Origin of the sequence: Poseidonibacter antarcticus (assembly GCF_003667345.1) — a bacterium.
GTDB classification, from domain to species: Bacteria; Campylobacterota; Campylobacteria; order Campylobacterales; family Arcobacteraceae; genus Poseidonibacter; species Poseidonibacter antarcticus.
In genome coordinates this window covers 64,357-87,924 of the sequence record NZ_RCWF01000009.1, presented here as the reverse complement: position 1 = coordinate 87,924, position 23,568 = coordinate 64,357, and the positions used below count along the sequence as shown (strand labels likewise).

Here is a 23,568-nt window from a genome sequence, read left to right as displayed (position 1 = left end):
TAGTTATGGGTATTGTAACTTATTTTATGCAATAAGAAGAAAATTACTTTCTAATTATTGCGTAAATAAATCCTAACGCTAAACCTATAAAGTGAGCATACCAAGCAATTGGAAGTCCAATAAGTAGTGGTGCAACTGAGATTAGTAATATCCAAGTAATTATTCCACTTCTTTGTGCTTTATCGTAAAAAGCTACATAACCTAATAATGCACAAATAGCTCCTGATGCTCCTACTAAATTCACATAATTATCAAGATAGTAAATATAAGCAAAAGAACCAAGCGATGTTAATATTCCACATACAAGATATAGCAGTACTAACTCTTTAGCACCTCTTGCTCTTTCTATTAAATTACCAAATTGGTACAATACAAACATATTCATACCTAAATGACCTAGCCCACCATGTGCAAACATAGAAGATAGAGGTTGCCACCAAAGTTCATTTACGGTGAAATTCATATTTAATCCTAAATACAATCCACCTCTTGGTATATTAATTTGAACTATATACATTAAAATTGTGATTATAATTAAGACATTTGTTGCTGTAAAATCTTTTTTACTTATACTTTTTAGCATTATTCTTGTATACCTTTATTGTACAATCTATTATAGATTGTATTTCTTTTTTATCATAAAATTTAAAATCTTTTGAAAATACAAAAATTTCTATAAAATTAGCTCTAAAAGATGCTCTAATTGTTCCTGCTTTAAACTTAATTTTTTTAGTTAAATCTACTTTTTTTTCTTTATCATTTTCAATTATTTCATAATTAATAGTTAAAAATTTCTTAATATCATTTTTTGCTTTTTTACCAATTGATTTTATAAAATAATCATCTATTTCACTAATAGATATAAAGTCTTCTATAATTGATTTAGAATTTAAAGATTTAGTATAACCACCATCTAATTTATAATAACCTTTATTTAATGCATTAATAGACTTATTTAAAAGCTTTTGATTAAATAGTTTTGAGATAGAAGTACTATCTTCACATTCAAGAGGAATTACTTTTTCTTTTGTTATAAATATCTTTTCATCATTTATATCATCTTTACTATCACGCATATAAGTTAAATATATAACTAAAGTAATAGTAATTATAATAATAGAAGCCAAAGTAAAAAAATTGTTTATTATTGTACTTTGTCTTCTATTTCTTTTCATAAGAGAATTCTAAACCAATGCCTCTTTAAGAACATCTTCTATTACATCAACAGGTTTTATTTCCATTGCTTTTTTAACTTCTTCAGGAATATCATCTAAATCTCTCTCGAAGTTCTTTCTAGGAATTAAAGCCTTAGTCATTTTTGCTTTGAATGCTGCAATTAATTTTTCTTTTAATCCACCAATTGGTAAAACTTTTCCAGAAAGAGTAAGCTCTCCTGTCATTGCAATATCAGAGATAATTGGTCTCTCTGTTAATATTGAAGCAATTGTTAATGCCATTGTAATACCAGCACTTGGTCCATCTTTTGGAGTTGCACCTTCTGGAATATGTAAGTGAATATCATATCTTTTATAAACTTCACTAGAATCTACTTCTGTTTTTTCTTCTTTTTCTTTAGCTGTTTTTGGAATAATAGAATTATTAATTTTTAAACTTCCATTATCAATTAAAACTTTTACAACTGAAAAAGAGATTCTAGATGATTCTTTCATAACATCACCTAAATTTCCAGTAACAGATAAAATACCTTTACCTTTTAACTTAATAGCCTCAGATTTTAAAACATCTCCACCTACTGCTGTCCATGCTAATCCATTTGCAATTCCAATTGAATTTTTCTTTTCAGCTGGGTCAATTTCAAAAATTGGATTTTCTAAGTATTCTTTTAAGTTTTTAGTAGAAATAGTAACTTTTGTAACTTTTTCATCACTTAATATCTTTTTAACTGCTTTTCTAAATAATTTAGCAAATACTCGTCTTAAATTACGAACACCAGCTTCTCTAGTATACTTTGCAATAATCATTTCGATAGTAGCTTTAGATAAAGATATTTCACTTTTTTTCAATCCATGTTTTTCTAACTCTTGAGGAATTAGGTAATCTTTGGCAATATGATATTTTTCATTTGGAGTATATGAAGAAATTTCAATAAACTCCATTCTATCTCTAAGTGGTGCAGGAATTCTTCTTGCATCATTTGCTGTTGAAACAAAAATAGTTTGAGATAAATCAATTGGAAAATTTAAGTATAAATCTCTAAACTCATTATTTTGTTCCGGGTCAAGAATTTCTAACATTACAGCTGTTGGATCACCTCTATTGTTTGCTCCTAATTTATCTATTTCATCTAAAACCATAACAGGATTCATAGTTTTTGCATCAACAAGACCTTTTACAAGTCGTCCAGGCATTGCACCAACATATGTTCTTCTATGTCCTCTTAATTCATTAACATCTTCCATTCCACCAAGTGCAATTCTTACAAGTGGTCTTTTAAGTGCTTTTGAAATTGAGTTTGCTAAAGAAGTTTTACCAACACCAGGAGGTCCTACAAAACATAAAACAGTACCTCTTGATTTTAAGTTTTTAATCTTTCTTTTTTCAAGTAATTCTTTTACTGCAAAAAATTCTGAAATTCGCTCTTTTGCTTTAAATAAAGAATAGTGATCTTTGTTTAATTGCTCTTCAACATTTGCAACAGAAATTTCTTCATTTGCAAATTTCCCAAATGGAATATCCAATACTTGTTCGATATAAGTTTGTAAAAGAGAAGCATCTGGTGAATCTTGATGCATTCTACTTAATTTATCAATTTGTTTTTTAACTTCTTTATATCCATCTTTTGGCATATGTTTTTTAAGCTTTTTTAACTTTTTAGAATATGCTTTTATTTCTTCATCTTTTTTATTATCAGTACCTAATTCTTGATTAATTGCTTTTATTTGCTCTTTTAAAAAGTAATCTTTATGAGTTTTTTCAATTTTTGAATTTACTTTTTGAGTAATTTCTTTTTGAATTTTATAAGATTCAATCTCTTTTTTTACAACTTCTATAATATCTAATAATCTTTTTTCAATATCTGTTTGAGAAAATAAAAGATAAGCTTCATCTTTTTTAACTTTTAATACAGATGATATTAAATCTGCAATTCTTATTGGATCTTCATTTTCTTCAATTGTTTTAATTAAATCAGCTGGAAATTTTGAATTTAATCTTGAAAGTTTTTTAATTTGTTCTATTAGAACTGAAACTACAGATTTAATACTTTCTTCATTAAACTCTTTATTTACTAAAATATTAACATTTGCAAAAAGAGGATTATTTTCATTAAATTCTTTTATACTTCCTTTTGCTAAACCTTGAAAAAGTACCTTTACTTTACCATCTGGTAAAGATACTTTTCTCATGATATTTCCAACAACACCAACATCATAAAAAGAGTTATCTTCTCTTTTATCTTCACCGCCATTTTTTGAAACAGCAACTATAACTAATTTGTTTTCTTCAATTGCAGTTTCAACTGCTTTAATATTATCTTCATTACTTAAGAAAAGAGGTGCTATCATAAATGGATATAAAAATATTTCATCCTCTATTATTAAAGGGATATCCTGTGGAAATTTATCGTAATTTTCTAATTCCATGTATTTTGACTCCTAAAATTTATTATATTATTCAAAAATTGATCTGTAATATGGAACATTTACAGGTTCTATTTCTTCTGGATTAATCCAAGATTCTTTAACTTTTTCATTATAAAAAGCTACTGCTTGTTTCTTCCCTTTTTTCTCATAAAGATTTGCAATAGATAAATCTAATGAAGCTTTTGCCATATATAATCTTGCATTAATTGTATCAACTAGTGGCATATATGGTGAGCCTTTATATCTAGCTTGGAAATCTGCAATATCTTTGATTGTATTTTCTACAAGTTCTTGATCTCTTAATTGATAAGTAAAACCTAAGAAGTTTGCTTTAATTTTTAAATATCTAGCATAATCAATATTTTTACTAAGCGCAAATCTTTTTATATATTCATCTAAATAAAAGTTTGCTAAAGAATACTCTTCTTCATCAATATGACTGTTTACTAAAATAAGCAATGATGTTGCAATTAATGGTGAATTTCTATGTTCACTTTCTAATGATGTATATGTATCATCTGCTTCATCTAAGCTACCAGCTGATATTTGAGTTAACATTTTATTATACCAATAAAGTGCAGGTTTGTTATATTCTGTCACTTCATTTTTACTTGAACAAGCTGTAAAAACAAAAACTGATGTAAGCACTAAGACTAAACTTTTAATTTTTAAGTTATTAATCATATAAATATCCTTTATTATAAAGATTGTATTTTATCTAATATTTGCTTAGGAAATATTTGCTATAATATTAAAAATAATTTAAAAGGCAATATTATGAAACTTACTTTAATCGGTAATGGGATTATGGCACAATCTTTAGCCCGTGGTTTAGTTAAAAATCATGAAGTAGAAATGGTAGGGAGAGATGAGAATAAGTTAAAAGCAATTCAAGAAAACATTCCAGAAATTACAATTAAAACATTGGAAGATCAAGAAAGTATTGAGGGTAAAAATGTTTTATTTTGTGTAAAACCATATGCATTACAAAGTGTTTCAGCAAGACTTACAGGTGAAGCAAATATATTATTATCTATTCTAGCAGGAACTACGTTAGATTCACTTAGAAAACAAATAAAATCAAAATATTATATAAGAACTATGCCAAATGTTGCAGCTTCTGTTCAAAATTCAATGACAACAATTACAGGTGATAAAGAAGCAAAAAATATAGCACTTGATATTTGTGCATCAATTGGTAAAACATTATGGGTAAATACTGAAAATCAACTTGATATTGCAACTGCAATAGCAGGTTCGGGTCCTGCTTTTTTAGCATTAATTGCTGAAGCAATAAGTGATGGTGCGGTAAATGCAGGACTTGAACGAAATTTAAGTAGACAATTAGTTCAAGGATTATTTAGTGGTACTGCTTCATTATTAGAGCATACACATCCTGCCATTATCAAAGATTCTGTAATGAGTCCTGGAGGGACTACTGCTGCTGGTTATGTAAAACTTGAAGAAGGTGCTGTCAGAGATTCGATGATAAAAGCTATAAATGCTGCTTATTCTAAAGCTGTAGAGTTTGGCAAAAAATAGTTTTACACTTTTTGAAACATTAATAAGTATGACAATACTTATCATCATAATAAGTGGTTTTTTAAACTCATCTTATTATGATGAAAAAGCTATTAATACTTCTGCTTTATTAAATTCATTAGAAAATGACTTTGACACGAATAACTATACTAATTTTATAGCAGAACCTATAAAAGAGATACGTATTATAAAAAACAATACTACAGAAGAACAAATTTTAGTAAAAAAATATTCTTTTGAAAATGATGATATAAAGATTTTTAAGTATGAAAAATAGTTTTAGTTTATTAGAAGTTATTTTAACGATAATAATTTCTTCAATTGTCATAATAAACTCAACATATTTATCTAAAGAGTTATTTCAAACTAATAAAACAGTTCAAAATATAGAGATTTTAAAACTTGATTTATTATCAACTAAGATTTTTTTACAAAAAAACAATATAGATTTAGAGCATAATCTTTCATATGAAAATAATACTATTTACTATCAAAATAAAATATTATTAGAAAATGTAAGTGATTTTAGTATCATTAAAAAAGCTACATATTATGAAGTTTCTCTTGAAATAAAAGATTTAGCAAAAGAAAATTGGAAAATTAGATTATGAAATCTAAATTAAGTATGAAAAAATCTTTCACCTTACTTATTACTGTATTTTTATTATCAATATTTTCATATTTAGCTATATCAATTTTAGAAACAAAATCCTTAAGAAATACAAACTTACAAAATCAGTATTTATATATTCAAGCAAAAAATCATAAAGAATTTTTAAAATCTTATATAAACTCAATAGATTTAACAGATATAACTCATTTAGAAATCAAAGATAATATCTTTAATATTTACGCAGATATAATAAAAGAATCAAACTCTTCATATACAATAAACTTATTTGTTAAAGCAAAAGAGTTTGATATTTCATTACACGAAAAATTTATTAAATAATCACATCCAAAACTTTTTTAGCAAGATTTAAAGCTTTTGTTCTATGTGAAAACTCTTTTTTTGCTTCATATCCTAACTCGCCTAATGTTTTATCAAAATCTTTAGGTATAAACATTGGATCATAGCCAAAACCACCCTCACCTTTTTGTTCATTTATTACATTTCCATGCATCCATCCATGAACTGTATATGTATATCCTTGATAAATGATTGCGATACAAGCTGTATAAAAAGCTGGTGTTTTTTCTAAATTTCTTTCTTTTAGATTTTTAATTAATTTTTCATTATTTTCTTTATCACTTGCATTAAGACCTGCATATCTTGCTGAATAAATACCTGGCTCATTATTTAAAGCAGGTACAGAAATTCCTGAATCATCAGAAATTACTATGATATCATTTATACCTTTTTTTAATAATTCCTCATAAATTGTTTGTGCTTTTTTAATTGCATTACCTTTAAAACTATCTTTATCCTCAATAATTTCAATATCACCTAATATTTCTTTAAATGCTACAACATCATCATTTGGCATTAATTTTTCAAATTCTTTTATTTTTCCCTTATTTCCTGAAGCTAAAACTATTCTCACTTTTTTCCTTTTCAACCTATTATTAACATAAATTATATATAATCAGCGCTAATTATATTATGTTTAGGATTATATATGTTTAAATCAATTTTACCACTTAGTTCAATTATTGCACTAAGATTTTTAGGTTTATTTCTAGTTTTACCAGTTATTTCTGTATATGCTATGAATTTAGAAGGTTCTACAACTACTCTAGTTGGAATCGTAATTGGTGGTTATGCACTTACTCAAATGATTTTTCAAGTTCCATTTGGAGTTATGAGTGATAAGCTAGGAAGAAAAGGAACAATTGTAATGGGATTAATCCTTTTTGCTATTGGTTCTTTAATTTGTGCAATATCAACAGATATTTATACTTTGATGTTGGGTAGACTTTTACAAGGTGCAGGTGCTATTGGTGCTGTTGTAACTGCAATGATTAGTGATTTAGTAAAAGAAGAACAAAGACCAAAAGCAATGGCTATGATGGGTATGAGTATCGCAGGTGCTTTTGCTATATCAATGGTTGCTGGTCCTACTTTAGGTGCTGCTTTTGGTATTGAGTCATTATTTTATATAACGATGGTTTTAGCTTTAGTTTCAATTTTTGTTTTATTAAAAAAAGTACCAAATCCACCACATATTACACACACTTACAATAAAAAAGCAAATTTAGGTGAAATACTTTTAAATGCCAATTCAATAAAAATGAATATTACAAACTTTTTACAAAAAGGTTTAATGACGTTTGCATTTATGATTATTCCAATGGTTTTAATCAAAAACTTTTCTTGGGAATTATCAGAATTATGGAAAGTTTATGTACCTGCAATGATTTTTGGGGTTTTAGCAATGGGTCCTGCTGCTGTATTTGCTGAGAAAAAAGGTAAATTCAAAGAAATTTTAATTATTGGTATTATATTTTTTGCAATCTCTTATTTAGTAATTGGTTTCTCAAGTTCTGCTACTGTATTTGCTATTGGTGTTGTTATTTTCTTTATTGGATTTAATATGCACGAACCAATTATGCAATCACTTGCATCAAAATTTGCAAAAGTACATCAAAGAGGTTTAGTTTTAGGAATCTTTAATTCATTTGGTTACTTAGGAACTTTCTTAGGTGGTGTTATTGGTGGTATTTTCTATGAAGATGTTTCTTTATCAACACTAGTTATTGTAATTGCAGTTATTTGTTTATTATGGGCAATTTTAATTGTAACTATGCCAAATCCAGAAAAAAAGAAATTTATCTACTTACCAATTGATGAATATAACTTAGATAATAGTTCTAAATTAGAAAAAGCAGATATTGATGAATGGTATATAAATAATACTGAAAAAATTATCGCTATTAAATATGATAATGATAAAATTAGTGAAGACGAAATTAAAAATTTACTAAAATAAACTCTAAAAATAAATTACTTATAAAGGAAATAATTTGAAAAAAGTATTATTAATATCTTTTTTGATTCTTTCCTTTATTACTATTTCCACCATTGCATCAAGAACATTTTTCATATCTAAATCAAAACTTAACTCTATTTCAATTAAATATGGTAAAAATGCAAAATTACGCGTAGAGAAATGGGATGCAATGCTTCAAACTTCAAAAAATAAAAAAATATTACACAAGTTAAAAAATGTAAATGATTTTTTTAATAAAATTAAATATAAAACTGACTCAAGACATTGGCATAAAAAAGATTATTGGGCAACTCCATTTGAATTTATGGGAACTGCTGCAGGAGATTGTGAAGATTATGCAATAGCTAAATACTTTAGTCTTAGAAAAATTGGAGTACCTGATAGTAAACTTAGAATCACTTATGTAAAATATAAAAGAATTCACAGTAAATTTGAACAAGCACATATGGTATTAACTTATTATCATAAAGCAAATTCTACTCCTATTATATTAGATAATATAAATAAAAAATTAAAACTTGCAACTAGAAGAAAAGATTTAAAACCAATTTATAGTTTTAATGCAAGCGGATTATGGCAAGCTAAAAATAAAGGTTCAATTAGAATAGGGAAAAATAATCTCAGATCTTGGAAAAATCTAATGAATAGAATTTAAAAAAAGGAAGAAAAATGTCTTTATCAAAACAACTATACATAATAACAGCTTTTATTTTTTTTATGATTTTTACGGGTAATTTTATTATCAGTGTCAAAAATACTAAAGAATACTTAGAATTAGAATCTATCACTAAAGCGCAAGATACAGCTACATCTTTAGGGATGAGCATTAAAACATTATTAAAAGATAAAGAAGATTCAGAAGTTAAATCGATGATATCAGCAATTGCAGATAGCGGATTTTATAAAGAGATTAGACTAGAGAATGCCTACTTTACTGTAACACAATCACAACTAATCGAAGCTAATTTGGACTTAGATAATTCTTCATGGGAAATATCTAATTTAAAAATTGATCCATCATTTGGTAAAATAGAAAAGGTTATATCTGATAGTGAAATAGCACAAGAACTATCTGCTTTGGAAAATGAAGAAGCCCCTATTATTGAAAATCAAGAAGATTCTTACACTTATATACCAAGTAAACGATATAAAAATGGTGGTAATATTATATTTAATTTTACTGCAACAAATAAAATTGGTAAAAAAATTAATACAAGTTCAATAATAAACATGCATAAAGTTATTACAAAAGTAACAAGACCTATTAAATTTGATTATGTTCCAAATTGGTTTATAAATATGATTCCAATTAATCTTCAAGAAAAAAGTAGTCAAATTAGTGATGGATGGCAGACAACTGCTATTATTTATGTTAGCGCAAATTCAGGTGATGCTTATGCAAAATTATATGAACAAGTTAAAAGTGCACTAATCTATGCAATAATTGCATTTATAATATCTATGACTATTTTATTTACATTTGTTCAATATATTTTAAAACCATTAAAAAGAATAGAAAAACTTGCAAATGATATTTCTATTGGTAAATTTGGGGTAATAAAAAAACTTCCATGGACTACTGAAATTAAACATGTAGCAATTGCAATGAATGATATGTCTAGTAAAATTGAATCAATTATAAATAGATTAAATAATAACCTAGAAAATAGTACAAAAAGATTATCACACGATGAGTTAACTGGACTTAGTTTAAAACAAAACTTTGAAACTGATATGAAAAGTATGTTTATTCATAAATCAACAGGATATATTTTTATAATTAAAATATTTGATTTAGCAACTTTTGCAAAATCACATACAAACAAAGAAGTTAATAACTTTATAAAAGAGTTTGCAAATAATTTAACTAAAATATCTATGGAAAATAAAAAAATAACCGCTTATAGATTTTTTGGTTCTGAATTTGCATTAATTGGAGAAAGTTTTTCTTATGAAGATACTATAAAATTTACTAAACTTTTACAAAATAATTTAGAAGAATTAACTATTAAATTTAATAAAAAAGATATCGCACATATTGGAGCTACTCCTTTTAATCCAATTGGTACAATTCCACAAATGTTACAAACAGCCAATGAAGCTTATCAAAAAGCTACATTAATAGGAACAAATGAAGCTTATCTTGGAGATTCAAATGATTTATCACGAGATATGCAATCATGGAAAGAGTTAATCTTTGATATTATTGATAATTCAAAATTTAGTGTTAAATATATTGGTGATGCAAAATTATTAGATAATTCAGATAAATTAGTTATGCAAGAAGCATTTACAAGTACTAAAGATAAAGAGGGTATAGATATACCTATTGGTACATTTGTTTCAATTGCTGAAAAATATGAAAAAGTAATTGATTTTGATAAAAAAGTAATTACGAAAGTAATTAATCATATTTTAGTTAAAAAAGTTAAGCATAATATATCAATAAATTTATCATTAGAATCAATAAATAACACTGCTTTTATTGCTTGGATTGAAAATATCGTATTAAAACATAAAAAAATTGCTAATCAATTAGTATTTTCAATTACTGCTTATGCTGTTGCAAAAGATATGGATAAATTTAAATTTTTTGCAGATGAAATACACAAATGTGGTGCAAAAATTATTATTAAAAGATTTGAAAGTAAATTTATTCCCTTAAATAATATTAAAGATTTTAATCTTGATTATATTAGGCTAGCTAGAAATTATACTTCTAATATTTGTAATGATAACTCAAAACAAAGTTTTGTTGAATCTATCCAAGAGTTATCAACACTTTTAAATATTAAGGTATTAGCTGAAAATGTAGAAGATCAAGAAGATTTAGAAATCATTAAAAAATTTAAACTTTATGGAGCAAGTAGGTAGACTACTTGCTTATTTTATTTTTTTAATTTATACTTTTAATATAATATCTGTTATTTTCTTCTTCAAGTTTAATATCAATCTCAAAAATTTCTGAAAGATTTTCTGAATTTAAAATATCTTTTTTAAGACCTTGTTTATAAATTCTTTTATTGTATATCAATGCAACATTTGAAACCTCTGGAAATATTTCTTCAATATGATGAGTAACTAAAATAATTGAAGCTTTTTTAGAAAGCTTACGAATTAGTTTTATAAAGCTATCTTGTGATTTTATATCAAGTCCAACAGTTGGTTCATCTAATATAAATGCTTTTGGTTTATGAATTAATGCCCGACCTATAATACATCTTCTTAATTGTCCTGTACTCATTTGATGAACTTTTTTATCTTTCATATGTGAGATTTCTAAGAACTCTAAAACTTCTAATGCTTTTTCGTGTTGTTCTTGCGTAAAATCTTGATGAGAGAAAACACCAACACTACTAAAATATCCACTTAAAATTACTTCGTATGCTGTTAAAAACTTTCCATGCATAGCAAAATAATTATGTAAATCATTTGTAATAATTCCAAGATTTTTCTTTAAATCAAAAATACTCCATCTTGCTTTTCCAAAAATCTCTTTTTTGTGTGGATATTTAGTATTTGGATATAGATCATTTGAAATTAGTTTTATTAAAGTAGATTTACCACTTCCATTTGAACCTAATATAGTCCAATGTTCACCTTCTTTTATTTTAAGATTTATTTCTTCTAATATTGGTTGTAATTCATAACTTACATAAATATTTTCAAAATTAATTATCGATTCTTTGTTCAATTCTTTTTCCTTTGTTTTTTTTTACATAAAAATATTAATACAATGTTAATAATGATATATTATAATTTGTCTTTAAATAAGGATTATAATGTTTGATAAAGTTTTAAAATTTTTTGTAGAAAATTCAAGGGTTAATTATACTCTTTTTATATTAGTATTTGCTATAGGTATTTGGTCTTATACTAAAACTCCTAAAGAGATATTTCCAAGTTTTGAATTGGATATGATTTCAATAAAAGGTTCATATAGTGGAGCTTCTGTCGATATTCTAGATAAAATGGCTGTTGTTGAAATTGAAGATAATATAAAAAACATTGATAGTGTTGATACTATGACAACTGTTATTAGTCCTGGTTCTTTTAGTATTGTTCTAGAATTAAAAAAGGGCAAAAACAAGTATAATGAAGCAGATAAAGTAAAAGATGCTATTGCACTTATTAAAACAAATCTACCATCAGATATGGATGAACCAACTGTTAATGTCCTTAATCGTTCAAGATCACTAATAGATGTAACTCTTACTTCTAAAAAATATTCAACAGATGAATTAAAACCTTTTGCAGATACTTTAAAAAGTCAAATTCTTGGAATTACAGGAATAGATGATGTTACAATTTTTGGAGATTCAGATAAATATTTTGAAGTTTTAATTGATGATAAAAAAATAGATGCATTAAATTTAAATAAAAGTGAAGTTTTTACAGCAATTTCAACTTTATCTTATATCTTTCCCGTTGGTAAAATAGAAGATCCCAAAAAGCATTATTATATTTCTACATACAATGGTGCAAAAAATGCAAAAGATTTTGGAAATACATTAATTAAATTATCTAATACTAATATTTATGTAAAAGATATTGCTCAAATTTCAAAGAAATATGAAGATTCTTCCACGCTTTATTCTTTTAATGGACAAAATGCACTTTCACTTGCTATTGAACAATCTGATACTTCAGATGCAATAGTTCTTGCACAAAAGATTAAAAATTTATTACCAGAGGTAAATAAGAAAAACCCTGATATTACGATAACAATTGCGGATGATAATAGTGAAAGAATTACAGATAGATTAAATATAGTTGTGTCAAATATTTTATTAGGAATTATACTAATTACTATTTTGGTAATGATTTTAATCAACTTTAGAATGTCTGCAATTATCGCACTTGGTATTCCAACATCATTTGTAATCGCAGCTATTTATATGTATTTTAGTGGTTATTCAATAAATATGATTTCACTTGTTGGAGTTTTAATTGCAATTGGTATTGTCGTAGATGATGCTATTGTTGTAAGTGAAAATATTCAACAACATATAGAAGAAGGGTTATCACCTAAAGAAGCTGCTGTAAAAGGTGCTAGTGAAATGGTTAAACCTGTAACCATTGCATCTCTTACTACACTATTTTCATTCCTTCCTGTATTAATGATTAGTGGAACAATGGGTGAAGTTATGAAGCTTATTCCTATTGCACTTAGTGCCTTGGTTGTGGCTTCTTTGATTGAATCATTTATTTTCCTTCCAATTCACGCAGCACATACTCTAAAAACTGGTGCAAAAGTTACTTCTTGGGAAAAGGCAAATAAAGTATATAATTTGATTATTCACTTTTTTATGAAATGGAAAAAGACATTTCTTACTATTTTTATAATACTTGTTCCTCTTGCAACATTTATGGAAATTAAAAGTTCAAAATTCCAAATGTTTCCAAATTTTGATGCAACTGATGTGAAAATTTCTATGAAAGCAAATGCAAATACTACACTTGAAGAGTCTTTTAAAATTGTTCAAGAAATAGAAAAAGATTTAATACAAAAAAGAGATGAATTTGCTATACGAAGTATTGATTCTGTTGCAGGATATAGAAAAGATACAGGGAATAATACAGAAAACTTTCCTTATGTTATGTATATGACTGTTGAACTTCAAAAACTAAAAGCAGCTAACTTTTTAGATAGATATATTACTCCTTATCTTAGTTTTTATTATGATGAAGAAGGAAGAACAAGAACCCTAAAATCAAAAGAAATTGCACGTAATCTACAAAAGTTTTTAGAAGAACAAAATTATAAAGAAAAATATAATTTAGAAGAAATTGGTGTCTTAGAGCAAAGAGTTGGACCTATAAAAGCTGACGTAAAAATAGGATTAGTTTCACCAGATAGTCAAATGATTATAAAAGCAATAGATGAATTAACTTTAGAAGTTAATAAACTCAATGGAATTACATCAGTTTCAAACTCATTAAAATTTGGAATAGATGAAATTAAATTAAAAGTAAATCAATATGGACAAACACTAGGAATAACAGAATCATTTATAGGTTCATATCTTTCAAATCTTTATTTATTAAAGAAAAAAGGTGTATCTTTTGATGAAAAAGAGATGTTAGATATAAAAATAGAATCAAAAAACAAAGATGATTTTGAAGCTTTTAAAAATACACAAATACCTTTAAGTGATGGTACTTATGTAGCTTTAGACCAAATAGTTGAACTTAATACTATTAGAGCATTTGAACAACTTATAAAAGACCAAGGTGAAAAGAACTTTTATATTTTTGCAAATGTAGACCCTGATATTATAACTTCTACTGAAGTACTTGAAAAATTACAACCATTATTAAATAAGCTAAAAGAAGATGGAATTAAATTAATATTTAAAGGTGAGGCACAAAAGAAAGCAGAATTAAAAAGAGATATGCTTTTAGCTTCAGCACTTGCTATTGTTCTTATTATGCTATCTATGCTTTATTTATTTAACTCTTTTAGAGAAACATTTATTGTTATGAGTATTATTCCTTTTTCAATTTTAGGTGTATTAGTAGGTCATAAAATGATGGGATTAAACTTATCTATGCCTTCAATGATTGGGGCTTTAGGATTAGCTGGTGTTGTTATTAATGATGGAATTATTATGATGACATATCTTAAAAAAGCAGAGAATCTAGAAGAGATATTTTTAAGAGCTACTAAAAGATTTAGACCGATTATTATTACATCAATTACAACACTAATAGGAATGAGTTCACTTATATTCTTTCCAACAGGTCAAGCTGTTATTTTCCAACCAATTGCAATTGCTTTAGGTTTTGGACTTGCTTGGGGAACGATTTTAAATCTTATTTATTTACCCGTACTTTATACAATCACACATAAATTAAGAAAAGAAAATATAAGTAAAGTTTAAAAACTTTACTTTATAGAATAAATATAAAACTTTTAATAGCAGAACTACTCATAGCAAAAGGTTCGATATTTATCTTTCTTAATGTATATTCTACATTTAATAATATTCGTGAAAGAAGTATCTCAAAAGAAAAGTTTGAATGAGAATAAATACTCTCTTTATTTGATTTTATATACTCTAAATCTCTTATAATATTTAGATTACTATCATCTTTTTGTAATAATTCGATTTGCCAATTATTTTGCCAAGTATTAAAAAGATATTTACCATTATTGTCTTTTTGCGTTCTTATTTTCCATCTAACAACTTGTAAGTATTGATAAAGTTTTTGCAGTTCATTTTTATTATGCTCAAAAGCTGTAAACTTATAATCATCTTCTAAACCATAAGCTTTATATATCAATTTATATAAACCTAAAATCAAAAAGTCATTTCTATTTCCCACATCTTGCGGTAAAAATGCATAATATAAATATTCATTATATGTTTTTAACTCTTTTCCATATTGAGAAATATTTATATAATCTTGATTTGTTTTGATTTGATGAACTATATTCTTTGATAGGCTTTTATTATATGAGTTAGGATTTCGTAAATCTAACTTTCTTTTATATTCTAATAGAGCTCTTATTGTTTCATTTTTATAATTTGTTATTTCAGTTGCAGAATTACTTTGAGCAAGACTTTTAATACTTTGCTTAGTAAAACCACATCCATGAAAAAGGAATACAAAGAATAATATAAAAAAATATTTTATTAATTTACTAATCACTTTATACTCCTTTTAGAATTTATCTAAGAAATAGCCTCTAATTCACTTTTAATTTTTTCTAATTTTGTTTGTGCATCTACTAATGCTTGTTTATTTTCAAGAACAACTGATTCAGGAGCATTTGCTACAAATCTTTCATTTGATAACATTCCATTTAGTTTATCAAATTCTTTTTGCGTTTTAGCTTGTTGCTTAGTTAATTTATCAATAATTGGACTCATATCAATTTCACTTGTAGGAAGATATACTTCTAAATTATCAGATACATCTGTAATTGAGTTTTCAACTTTAGCATCTACAAATTCAATATTTTCAACTTTTCCAAGTTTTTCAATAAATGGTTTTGCAATATCAATATCAATTTGTTTATCTAATTTGATATAAGCTTTTGCAATTTTTGAGTTACCCATATCAATAACAACTTTTGCACGTCTAAGTGCTGTAATTGCTTCTTCAATAATAGCAAACATAGCTTCAATTTGCTCATCTTTTTTTATTTCTTTTGGGAAGTTACAAATCATTAATGATTTATCACCCTCTTCTAATGAAGTTCCTGATAGTTTATGATATAAATAATCAGAAATAAATGGCATAAATGGACTTACCATTTTAAGAGTTTCTTTGAAAATTGCACCAAGTTCTATAATAGATTCTTTTGAACCTTTAGAATACTCAATACCCCAATCACAAAATTCAGTCCATACAAATTTGTAAAGAATTGAAGCAGATTCATTAAATTTGAATGCTTCTAGTGATTCTCTTACCTCATCAACTGCATGAGATAATCTACTTTGCATATATTTTCCAAGAGGAGTTTTAATCTCAATATCTTTTAAATCAGCAAATGTATCAACATTTAACTGTAAGAAATTTGTCGCATTGTAAAGTTTATTAGTAAAGTTTCTAAATTGCTCTAAGTTTTTAGCACCTAGTTTAATATCTCTACCTTGAACAGCTAAGTATGCAAGTGTAAATCTAATAATATCAGCAGAATGCTCTTCAACCATATCAAGTGGGTCAATTACATTTCCTTTTGATTTAGACATTTTTGCACCTGTTTCATCTCTAACTAATGCATGCATATAAATATCTTTAAATGGTAATTCACCTGTAAAGTGATCTCCCATCATCATCATTCTAGCAACCCAAAAGAACATAATATCAAAACCAGTAATAAGCAATGAATTTGGATAGAAATCTTTCATATCAGATTCATTATATAAGTCTTCTAATTTACCATTGTTTCCCCAACCAAGTGGTGACATTGCCCATAAAGCAGAAGAGAACCACGTATCAAGTACATCAGGATCTTGTGTTATATGTTTTGAACCACATTTTGGACAAACTCCAGGTTCATCTCTTTTATCAGCCCATTCGTGATTACAAGAAGTACAAGTAAAAACAGGAATTCTATGTCCCCACCATAATTGTCTAGAGATACACCAAGGTCTTAACTCATCCATCCATGCTGTATATGAATTAATCCAATGTTGTGGATGAAAATTATTATGAGCTTTTGTTTTTTCTATTGAAGATTTTGCAACTTTTTCATCTAGAAACCATTGTTGAGAAATAAAAGGTTCAACAATATTTTTACATCTATAACAATGCCCTACTTGATGAACATGGTCTTCAATTTTTATAATATAACCAGCATCTTGTAAAGCTTTTACAATAATTGGTCTAGCTTCAAGTCTTTCTAAACCTTTAAACTCTCCACAATAATCATTTAAAATACCTTGTTCATCGAATACTTTGATAAATTCTAAATCGTGTCTTTTACCTACTTCATAATCATTTTGATCATGTGCTGGCGTTACTTTTACAACACCTGTTCCAAATTCCATATCAACATGAGTATCTGTAATAACTTTGATTTTTCTATTAGTTAGTGGTAATAATACTTCTTTTCCTACAATATCTGAATATCTTGAATCATCAGGATGAACCATAATAGCAGTATCACCAAAGTATGTTTCAGGTCTTGTTGTTGCAACTTCTAGTTGCCCTGAACCATCAGCAAATTTGTAAATCATAGTATAAAACTTACCATTTACTTCTTCGTGTTCAACTTCAATATCTGATAATGCACCATCGTGTGTACACCAGTTAACCATATAGTTGTTTTGAGAAATATGTCCTTCGTTGTATAAAGATACAAAAGCTTCTTTTACTGCTTCTTTTAGACCTTCGTCCATTGTAAATCTTTCACGTTTCCAAGCAGGAGTAACTCCTAGTTTTCTCATTTGGTGAACGATATTTCCACCTGAAGTTTCTTTTTGTAGCCAAGCTCGTTCAAGAAATTTTTCACGTCCTATTTCTTCTTTTGTAGTACCTTCAGCTAGAAGTTGTTTTTCAACAACATTTTGTGTTGCAATTCCTGCGTGGTCTGTTCCTGGTTGCCAAAGAGTTTTGAAACCATCCATTCTTTTATATCTTGTGATAATATCTTGAAGTGTAAATGTAAGTGCGTGACCTATATGTAAGCTTCCTGTTACATTTGGTGGTGGCATCATAATTGAAAAAGTTTTAGCTTTTCCATTTTCATCTAGTTCTTGTATATCTTTATTTCCTTCAATTTCGAAATAGCCTCTATCTTCCCAGATTTTATAGTAACTATCTTCTACTTTTGATGGTTCGTATTTTTCGCTCATTAAAAATCCTATATTGCTTTATTATGCGCGATTATATCCAAACATTATTTAATATACCAAATTTGATATTATATAGAAGTTTTCTCATCATCTTTTACCAAACCAGCTTCTCTTAAAAAAGGTGATGCTACAAATGCCATTTTTTTGATTCTGTCAAATTTTGCATAAGATAAATACAATACATCTTTTGCACGTGTAACAGCAACATAAAAAAGTCGTCTCTCTTCTTCTAGGCTTCCACCCTTACTCATTAGCTTTCTATTAGGAAATCTTCCATCCATTAAATCAATAACATAGACTTCTTTAAACTCCAAACCTTTACTAGCGTGAACTGATAATAAGTTAACTCCATCGCCTTCACTCATTTCAGAACCGCCTAAAATCATTGAGTTAATAAATTTTGATAATTCTTTAAAATTTCTTGATAAGTTTTTTAATAACATACATTTTCTATTTATTTTAGAAAGTGATTTTGTTTTTTGATTTGGATTTACTGTTCCATCCTTTGCTGTTGCTCTTTTAGTTGATAAGAAATCTTTTAATTTTGAATACATCATTGATGAATTTATACTTCCAATTAATGATTCTGGATTTTTTGTTCTTCGTAAGTGTTTCATTAATAAATAAAAATCATATATATATTTACCACCATCTACACTTAGTTTTGGATGTTTCAAAATTGGATTTGATAAAAAAGCCTCTTCAAAGCTACAATCTTTGAATTTTGAAATAGAACCTAATTCTAAGAAATCATCAAATAAGCCTAATTGTCTATTCTTTACTTTTTTAGTATCATAAGGATTCTTTATATCTGGATTAGGTTGAAATAGACCTACTAATATATCTCCATCTCCTAGTTTTATTAAAGCATCAAAAATATCTTTTGCTATTGCTTTTCCAATTCCTTTTCCATGCTCTAAAACATGAATAAAAGCCATCATATCATTGTGTGAAAGTTGCATAACTAAAACATCTAATATAAACTTTATTTCAACAGAATCAAAAAAAGACATTCCACCTTTTCTTTTTGCAGGAATCTCATATTCCCGTAAATTTGCTTCTATTCCATCGGCACTTGAATTATTTCTATAAATTATTGCAATATCGTTATGAGGTGCAGTACTTTTTGAAATCAATTGTGATATATATTGATATTGAGCAAATAATTCATTAAAAGCAAGTAGCTTAGGTTTTATAGTTTCATCAGTTCTTACAACTTCCAAGTTTTTCTCATAAATCCTATCATTGTATTCAATTACTTTTGTAGCTAAATCCAATATTGGCTTTGTAGAACGATAGTTTTTTCTTAATGTAAAAACAGTTGCATTTTCATATCTTTTTGCAAATGTTGAGATAATTCCAATATCAGAACCATTAAATGCATAAATACTTTGGTCATAATCACCCACACAAAATAAAGAATCAGGTTTAAAACCATCCAAAAGTCTACCTTGTAAAGGATTTGTATCTTGATATTCATCTACTAATACTTCTTTAAAATTGAACTCTTCTGTTTTAAGCTTTTCTAACATTATTGTAAGCAAATCATCAAAGTTTGCGTAAGCATATTTGGTCTTTAATTCATTAAATTCTGCAACTACATCCTCATATATCAGTGTATATATTTCATGAGAAGCATTTCTATCTTTTATCCAAGTAGCAAAATCTTCACCTGTATTTGAGTTAAGATATAAAGAATACATATCATATAAATATCCTCCATCATAAGGGTTTGCCTCATCATCTCTATCAAAGAAGACTCTTTTTTCATAAACAGACTTGAATAGTGTTTTTAATTCATTTGGTTGTTTTAGACTAATATTTATATTTAATTGTTTTAGTAATTTATACGAAACTGAATGAAATGTCCCTGCCATTATTCGTTTAGCAATATCTTTTCCAAAAAACTTAGCAACTCTTTGAACCATTTCAGCAGCAGCTTTATTTGTAAAAGTTAATAAAAGAATTTCTTCTGGCTTTGTTCCATTATTTATTAAATTTGCTATTCTTCCTACTATTGTAGAAGTTTTCCCAGTTCCAGCACTTGCAATAATTAAATTATATCCCTTAGGACAGGTTGCTGCACTTAATTGTTCTTGATTTAAATTTGATAATGGCATAGCTTATTTGATTCTTTATGATAGTTTTTTATTTTGGAATACTAGCATAAAAGAGTTATTGATTTTATTAGAGGGAAATTTTGGGTAAAAAAAAAGGTGCCGTTATATATAGGCACCATTTTTATAAGGAAATATAAAAAAATTATTTATATTTAAGAAAATCATCTTAAAATTCTACTAAATAAATAAGTCGCTGCGTCAACTTATCTATAGGAAAATTATACACAGCTACAATTAACTAAAGTATAATAAAAAATTAATGGATAGTTAACTTAAACTACTTATAATGATATTATTATTTTAAATTATATAAAAGAAATAAAATATATGTATATTTATAAAGAAAATAGGGTTTTTTATTAAAATTAAAGCAACTTAAGATTTTTTTTAGCTTTTTTCTTTTTTTTATAGTTTATAATAACATATTCAAAAAGAAATAAAGTTTTATAGTATTTCCAGAAACTACATTTTTGCATTTGGCCGTGCGTAGTTAAATAAAGTTTCTGGAAATTTTGTTGTACTCTGAAATAGTGAGTACTTTTATACTAACAAATGAAGCTTATATCAAAGTTAAAGTTTGTTATATAGGAGTTTAAATGTTAAAAAAAATATCACTTGCAATAATTGCTTCTGCACTTTTAAAAATTGCAAATACTGAAAATACTAAAAATATTGGTTTATTATGACAAATAATCTAAATTTATCAATTAAATATGAATTATTATCTATTAATGTGGATGAAAAAGATGTTAACTATATAATGCAAAGAGTTAAAAATCGTTTGACTGAAGAAAATATAGATGAAGAATTAGTAAAGTTAGGCTATCCCAAACACTTTACTTTTGATTATGATGAGTATGATGAATATGGATTTTTAGATATAGCATTTATAAAAGACAAGCATTACGGTGAAAAAGAGGAAGAGGATTAGATTATGAAAAAACCAACAAATAAAGATCTAGTAAATTTATATTATGAAGAACTTTGGAATAAAAAGAATAAAGACTATATTGATATTCTTTTCGATGACAATATCATATTTTATGGTTCGTTAGGTGTAGAATGTGAAGGTAAAAAACAGTTTGAATCTTATATGGATACTATTCATACAGGTATTCCAGATTTATTTCACAGTATAACTCAATGGGTTGTAGATGATAATAGTATCGCAGTTAGAGCTATTTATGCAGGTAGACACTCAGGAAACTTACTAAACTTTGAAGCAACGAATAGTAGACTTATGTATAATGGTGCTACATTCTTTAAATTTTATGAAGGTAAAATTCAAAGTGTTTGGGTTTTAGGAGATTTACACGGTCTTTTAGAACAACTTAAAAATAACTCAAACTAATAAAAGATATGTACTTTTAAATATTTTAATATTTAAAAGTACTATCTTAATTTTTTATTTTTCTCTATAATTTTTTGTAAAAGCTTACAATAAGCTATTATAAAAATCATTACTATATACATTAATTGCATTATATTTATTGATTTTTGTGCCATTATAAAATGAATTGTAATTAAAATCAATGCTACATATACAAACTGATGATAACTCTTATACTTTTTAAACAATCTTTTTGTAGATGTAATTGTCATAAATAAAAGTATAAAAAATGCAAGCATTCCTAAATAAATAAATGGCTTATCAAGTGTTTCTTCTATTATGAATATAAAATCTAATTCTGCATCAAAAACTACAAAATTAATCAAATGTAAAAATGCATAGAAAAATCCAAATAAACCTATTAATCTTCTATATTTCATAAAATTAATTGGTTTTTTGAATAATGAAATTAAAATCGATAAAAATAGTATAACAGTTGCACTTACACCTGTTACCGTATAAATATATTTTATAGGGTCCGCTACATTTTCAAAATATAAAATTTGTGTACTTAATAACACTAAGGGTAAAAGCATTATTAAGTAAATAAATAATCGTTTCATTATATAAACTTTCTTAAATCCATTCCCTTATACATATGTGCTACTTCTTTTTCATAACCATTGTACATTAGGGTTTTTTGTTTTAAGAACTTTCCTAAAACACGTTCTCTTTTTTGAGACCACCTTGGGTGATCAACATTTGGATTTACATTTGCAAAAAATCCATACTCTCTTTTATTTGTTTTTTGCCATGTATTAATAGGTTCTTCATCTACAAATGATATTTTTGATATAGATTTAATAGATTTAAATCCATATTTCCAAGGAATAACTAATCTTAAAGGCGCACCATTTTGTTTAGGAAGCGTTGAACCATAAAGTCCAGTTGCTAAAAAAGATAATTCATTCATAGCCTCATCCATTCTCAAACCTTCAACATAAGGATAATCAATTGTTGCAAAAACACCACGTGATTGATCTGGAAACATCTCTTCATCATATTTTGTTTCAAATCTAATATATTTTGCACTAGATAATGGTTTAGCAAATTTAACTAAATCTGCTAAAGAAAACCCATTCCAAGGAACAACCATAGACCAACCCTCAACACATCTAAATCTATATATTCTCTCTTCAATTGTAAAGTTTTTTGTTAAATCATTTAATTGTATTTTCATAGGTTTTTCAACTAAACCATCAATTTCAATCTCCCAATTATCAGTATTTAAAGTATGTGCTAAATCTTGTACAGCTGTTTTTGATGTTGTGAATTCATAAAAATTATTATATGTTGTAATTTGTTCATAAGTATTTAATTTTAAATTATTGATATTTTTATCTTTTAAATATTTTAAATTAGCTACAGGAATATTATCTTTTGCTAATGCTTCTATCAATGCTCCTGAAGAGACTAATGAAGCTGCTCCTAGTTTTAAAAAGTTTCTTCTTTTGTTAAATAATTCTTCAGGAGTAACTTCACTAGAAGAAATATCCCAAGATCGTTTTTTTATTATATTCATAATTTAGCCTTTGATTTCTTTTATATTATGATTATATATATTTAGTATAAAGAGTGTGTTTAGAGGTTAATTTAAGTGTGTGTTATATAAAGGATTTTATTTTAAAAAGATAAAAAGGTCACTTAAAAAAG

At 26.4% G+C, this 23,568-nt stretch carries 21 protein-coding genes; 10 read left to right on the top strand and 11 right to left on the bottom strand.

The window, feature by feature from the left end:
- Window positions 1-43: 43 nt before the first annotated feature.
- Genes D9T19_RS11080 through D9T19_RS11065 form a run of 4 tightly spaced genes read right to left on the bottom strand, consistent with a single transcriptional unit; the run spans window position 44 to window position 4,286 of the window.
- Window positions 44-583: a rhomboid family intramembrane serine protease gene (locus tag D9T19_RS11080; RefSeq protein WP_121628298.1), complete on the bottom strand. Its 540-nt coding sequence runs from the start codon at window positions 581-583 to the stop codon at window positions 44-46.
- On the bottom strand, window positions 564-1,175 hold the full coding sequence (locus D9T19_RS11075; RefSeq protein ID WP_121628297.1) for a hypothetical protein: 612 nt from the start codon (window positions 1,173-1,175) through the stop codon (window positions 564-566). The genes D9T19_RS11080 and D9T19_RS11075 overlap by 20 nt, the downstream gene beginning before the upstream one ends.
- A 9-nt stretch (window positions 1,176-1,184) precedes the next feature.
- Window positions 1,185-3,602 (bottom strand): endopeptidase La, encoded by a 2,418-nt coding sequence (lon, locus tag D9T19_RS11070; protein ID WP_121628296.1) that lies wholly within the window; start codon window positions 3,600-3,602, stop codon window positions 1,185-1,187.
- Between the two features lie 27 nt (window positions 3,603-3,629).
- Window positions 3,630-4,286: an outer membrane protein assembly factor BamD gene (locus D9T19_RS11065; protein WP_121628295.1), complete on the bottom strand. Its 657-nt coding sequence runs from the start codon at window positions 4,284-4,286 to the stop codon at window positions 3,630-3,632.
- A gap of 93 nt (window positions 4,287-4,379) precedes the next feature.
- Between D9T19_RS11065 and D9T19_RS11060 the strand changes: the two genes are divergently transcribed.
- The 4 genes from D9T19_RS11060 to D9T19_RS11045 are packed head-to-tail and all read left to right on the top strand — an operon-like array spanning window position 4,380 to window position 6,096.
- Window positions 4,380-5,144 (top strand): pyrroline-5-carboxylate reductase, encoded by a 765-nt coding sequence (locus tag D9T19_RS11060; RefSeq protein WP_121628294.1) that lies wholly within the window; start codon window positions 4,380-4,382, stop codon window positions 5,142-5,144.
- The gene (locus D9T19_RS11055) at window positions 5,131-5,421 is read left to right on the top strand and encodes a hypothetical protein (RefSeq protein WP_121628293.1); all 291 of its coding nucleotides are present in this window, start codon (window positions 5,131-5,133) and stop codon (window positions 5,419-5,421) included. The genes D9T19_RS11060 and D9T19_RS11055 overlap by 14 nt, the downstream gene beginning before the upstream one ends.
- Window positions 5,411-5,755 (top strand): hypothetical protein, encoded by a 345-nt coding sequence (locus D9T19_RS11050; RefSeq protein WP_121628292.1) that lies wholly within the window; start codon window positions 5,411-5,413, stop codon window positions 5,753-5,755. The genes D9T19_RS11055 and D9T19_RS11050 overlap by 11 nt, the downstream gene beginning before the upstream one ends.
- Window positions 5,752-6,096, top strand: a complete 345-nt coding sequence (locus D9T19_RS11045) for a hypothetical protein (protein WP_205588713.1) — start codon at window positions 5,752-5,754, stop codon at window positions 6,094-6,096. The genes D9T19_RS11050 and D9T19_RS11045 overlap by 4 nt, the downstream gene beginning before the upstream one ends.
- On the opposite strand, the gene rdgB is transcribed toward D9T19_RS11045, so the two are convergent.
- Window positions 6,089-6,688, bottom strand: a complete 600-nt coding sequence (gene rdgB, locus D9T19_RS11040; protein WP_121628291.1) for an RdgB/HAM1 family non-canonical purine NTP pyrophosphatase — start codon at window positions 6,686-6,688, stop codon at window positions 6,089-6,091. The genes D9T19_RS11045 and rdgB overlap by 8 nt on opposite strands.
- A gap of 75 nt (window positions 6,689-6,763) precedes the next feature.
- Between rdgB and D9T19_RS11035 the strand changes: the two genes are divergently transcribed.
- Genes D9T19_RS11035 through D9T19_RS11025 form a run of 3 tightly spaced genes read left to right on the top strand, consistent with a single transcriptional unit; the run spans window position 6,764 to window position 10,969 of the window.
- Entirely contained in the window at window positions 6,764-8,074 is a 1,311-nt protein-coding gene (locus tag D9T19_RS11035) for an MFS transporter (protein ID WP_121628290.1), read from the top strand.
- A gap of 34 nt (window positions 8,075-8,108) precedes the next feature.
- Window positions 8,109-8,750 (top strand): transglutaminase-like cysteine peptidase, encoded by a 642-nt coding sequence (locus D9T19_RS11030; protein WP_121628289.1) that lies wholly within the window; start codon window positions 8,109-8,111, stop codon window positions 8,748-8,750.
- A gap of 14 nt (window positions 8,751-8,764) precedes the next feature.
- Window positions 8,765-10,969 carry a bifunctional diguanylate cyclase/phosphodiesterase gene (locus tag D9T19_RS11025; RefSeq protein ID WP_121628288.1) on the top strand — a complete coding sequence of 735 codons (2,205 nt, stop codon included), beginning with the start codon at window positions 8,765-8,767 and terminating at the stop codon, window positions 10,967-10,969.
- 22 nt (window positions 10,970-10,991) lie between these two features.
- Here D9T19_RS11025 and D9T19_RS11020 read toward each other — a convergent pair whose 3' ends face one another.
- Window positions 10,992-11,789 (bottom strand): ABC transporter ATP-binding protein, encoded by a 798-nt coding sequence (locus D9T19_RS11020; RefSeq protein ID WP_121628287.1) that lies wholly within the window; start codon window positions 11,787-11,789, stop codon window positions 10,992-10,994.
- A gap of 88 nt (window positions 11,790-11,877) precedes the next feature.
- Between D9T19_RS11020 and D9T19_RS11015 the strand changes: the two genes are divergently transcribed.
- Entirely contained in the window at window positions 11,878-14,979 is a 3,102-nt protein-coding gene (locus D9T19_RS11015; RefSeq protein WP_121628286.1) for an efflux RND transporter permease subunit, read from the top strand.
- A 10-nt stretch (window positions 14,980-14,989) separates the two neighbouring features.
- On the opposite strand, the gene D9T19_RS11010 is transcribed toward D9T19_RS11015, so the two are convergent.
- The 3 genes from D9T19_RS11010 to D9T19_RS11000 all read right to left on the bottom strand — a co-directional run bounded on the left by D9T19_RS11010 (window position 14,990) and on the right by D9T19_RS11000 (window position 20,525).
- Window positions 14,990-15,751: a hypothetical protein gene (locus D9T19_RS11010; protein ID WP_121628285.1), complete on the bottom strand. Its 762-nt coding sequence runs from the start codon at window positions 15,749-15,751 to the stop codon at window positions 14,990-14,992.
- A 23-nt stretch (window positions 15,752-15,774) separates the two neighbouring features.
- The gene (locus tag D9T19_RS11005) at window positions 15,775-18,405 is read right to left on the bottom strand and encodes a valine--tRNA ligase (RefSeq protein ID WP_121628284.1); all 2,631 of its coding nucleotides are present in this window, start codon (window positions 18,403-18,405) and stop codon (window positions 15,775-15,777) included.
- Between the two features lie 68 nt (window positions 18,406-18,473).
- Entirely contained in the window at window positions 18,474-20,525 is a 2,052-nt protein-coding gene (locus D9T19_RS11000) for an ATP-dependent helicase (RefSeq protein WP_121628283.1), read from the bottom strand.
- A gap of 682 nt (window positions 20,526-21,207) precedes the next feature.
- Between D9T19_RS11000 and D9T19_RS10995 the strand changes: the two genes are divergently transcribed.
- Window positions 21,208-21,456, top strand: coding sequence for a hypothetical protein (locus D9T19_RS10995; protein WP_121628282.1), 249 nt, complete (start codon window positions 21,208-21,210; stop codon window positions 21,454-21,456).
- Between the two features lie 3 nt (window positions 21,457-21,459).
- Window positions 21,460-21,876: an ester cyclase gene (locus D9T19_RS10990; protein WP_121628281.1), complete on the top strand. Its 417-nt coding sequence runs from the start codon at window positions 21,460-21,462 to the stop codon at window positions 21,874-21,876.
- 41 nt (window positions 21,877-21,917) lie between these two features.
- Here the strand turns inward: D9T19_RS10990 and D9T19_RS10985 are convergent, their stop codons facing one another.
- Together D9T19_RS10985 and msrP are read right to left on the bottom strand one after the other, a co-directional pair.
- A complete protein-coding gene (locus tag D9T19_RS10985) occupies window positions 21,918-22,478 on the bottom strand; it encodes a protein-methionine-sulfoxide reductase heme-binding subunit MsrQ (protein ID WP_121628280.1) in 561 nt (186 codons plus the stop codon).
- Window positions 22,478-23,437 (bottom strand): protein-methionine-sulfoxide reductase catalytic subunit MsrP, encoded by a 960-nt coding sequence (gene msrP, locus D9T19_RS10980; protein ID WP_121628279.1) that lies wholly within the window; start codon window positions 23,435-23,437, stop codon window positions 22,478-22,480. The genes D9T19_RS10985 and msrP overlap by 1 nt, the downstream gene beginning before the upstream one ends.
- Between the last annotated feature and the right edge of the window lie 131 nt (window positions 23,438-23,568).

Excerpts from the sequence above, each read along its gene's own strand:
- D9T19_RS11080 (WP_121628298.1), bottom strand. The coding sequence starts at position 583 with ATGCTAAAAAGTATAAGTAAAAAAGATTTTACAGCAACAAATGTCTTA.
- D9T19_RS11075 (WP_121628297.1), bottom strand. The coding sequence starts at position 1,175 with ATGAAAAGAAATAGAAGACAAAGTACAATAATAAACAATTTTTTTACT.
- lon (WP_121628296.1), bottom strand. The coding sequence starts at position 3,602 with ATGGAATTAGAAAATTACGATAAATTTCCACAGGATATCCCTTTAATA.
- D9T19_RS11065 (WP_121628295.1), bottom strand. The coding sequence starts at position 4,286 with ATGATTAATAACTTAAAAATTAAAAGTTTAGTCTTAGTGCTTACATCA.
- D9T19_RS11060 (WP_121628294.1), top strand. The coding sequence starts at position 4,380 with ATGAAACTTACTTTAATCGGTAATGGGATTATGGCACAATCTTTAGCC.
- D9T19_RS11050 (WP_121628292.1), top strand. The coding sequence starts at position 5,411 with ATGAAAAATAGTTTTAGTTTATTAGAAGTTATTTTAACGATAATAATT.
- D9T19_RS11045 (WP_205588713.1), top strand. The coding sequence starts at position 5,752 with ATGAAATCTAAATTAAGTATGAAAAAATCTTTCACCTTACTTATTACT.
- D9T19_RS11035 (WP_121628290.1), top strand. The coding sequence starts at position 6,764 with ATGTTTAAATCAATTTTACCACTTAGTTCAATTATTGCACTAAGATTT.
- D9T19_RS11025 (WP_121628288.1), top strand. The coding sequence starts at position 8,765 with ATGTCTTTATCAAAACAACTATACATAATAACAGCTTTTATTTTTTTT.
- D9T19_RS11015 (WP_121628286.1), top strand. The coding sequence starts at position 11,878 with ATGTTTGATAAAGTTTTAAAATTTTTTGTAGAAAATTCAAGGGTTAAT.
- D9T19_RS11005 (WP_121628284.1), bottom strand. The coding sequence starts at position 18,405 with ATGAGCGAAAAATACGAACCATCAAAAGTAGAAGATAGTTACTATAAA.
- D9T19_RS11000 (WP_121628283.1), bottom strand. The coding sequence starts at position 20,525 with ATGCCATTATCAAATTTAAATCAAGAACAATTAAGTGCAGCAACCTGT.
- D9T19_RS10995 (WP_121628282.1), top strand. The coding sequence starts at position 21,208 with ATGACAAATAATCTAAATTTATCAATTAAATATGAATTATTATCTATT.
- D9T19_RS10990 (WP_121628281.1), top strand. The coding sequence starts at position 21,460 with ATGAAAAAACCAACAAATAAAGATCTAGTAAATTTATATTATGAAGAA.
- D9T19_RS10985 (WP_121628280.1), bottom strand. The coding sequence starts at position 22,478 with ATGAAACGATTATTTATTTACTTAATAATGCTTTTACCCTTAGTGTTA.
- msrP (WP_121628279.1), bottom strand. The coding sequence starts at position 23,437 with ATGAATATAATAAAAAAACGATCTTGGGATATTTCTTCTAGTGAAGTT.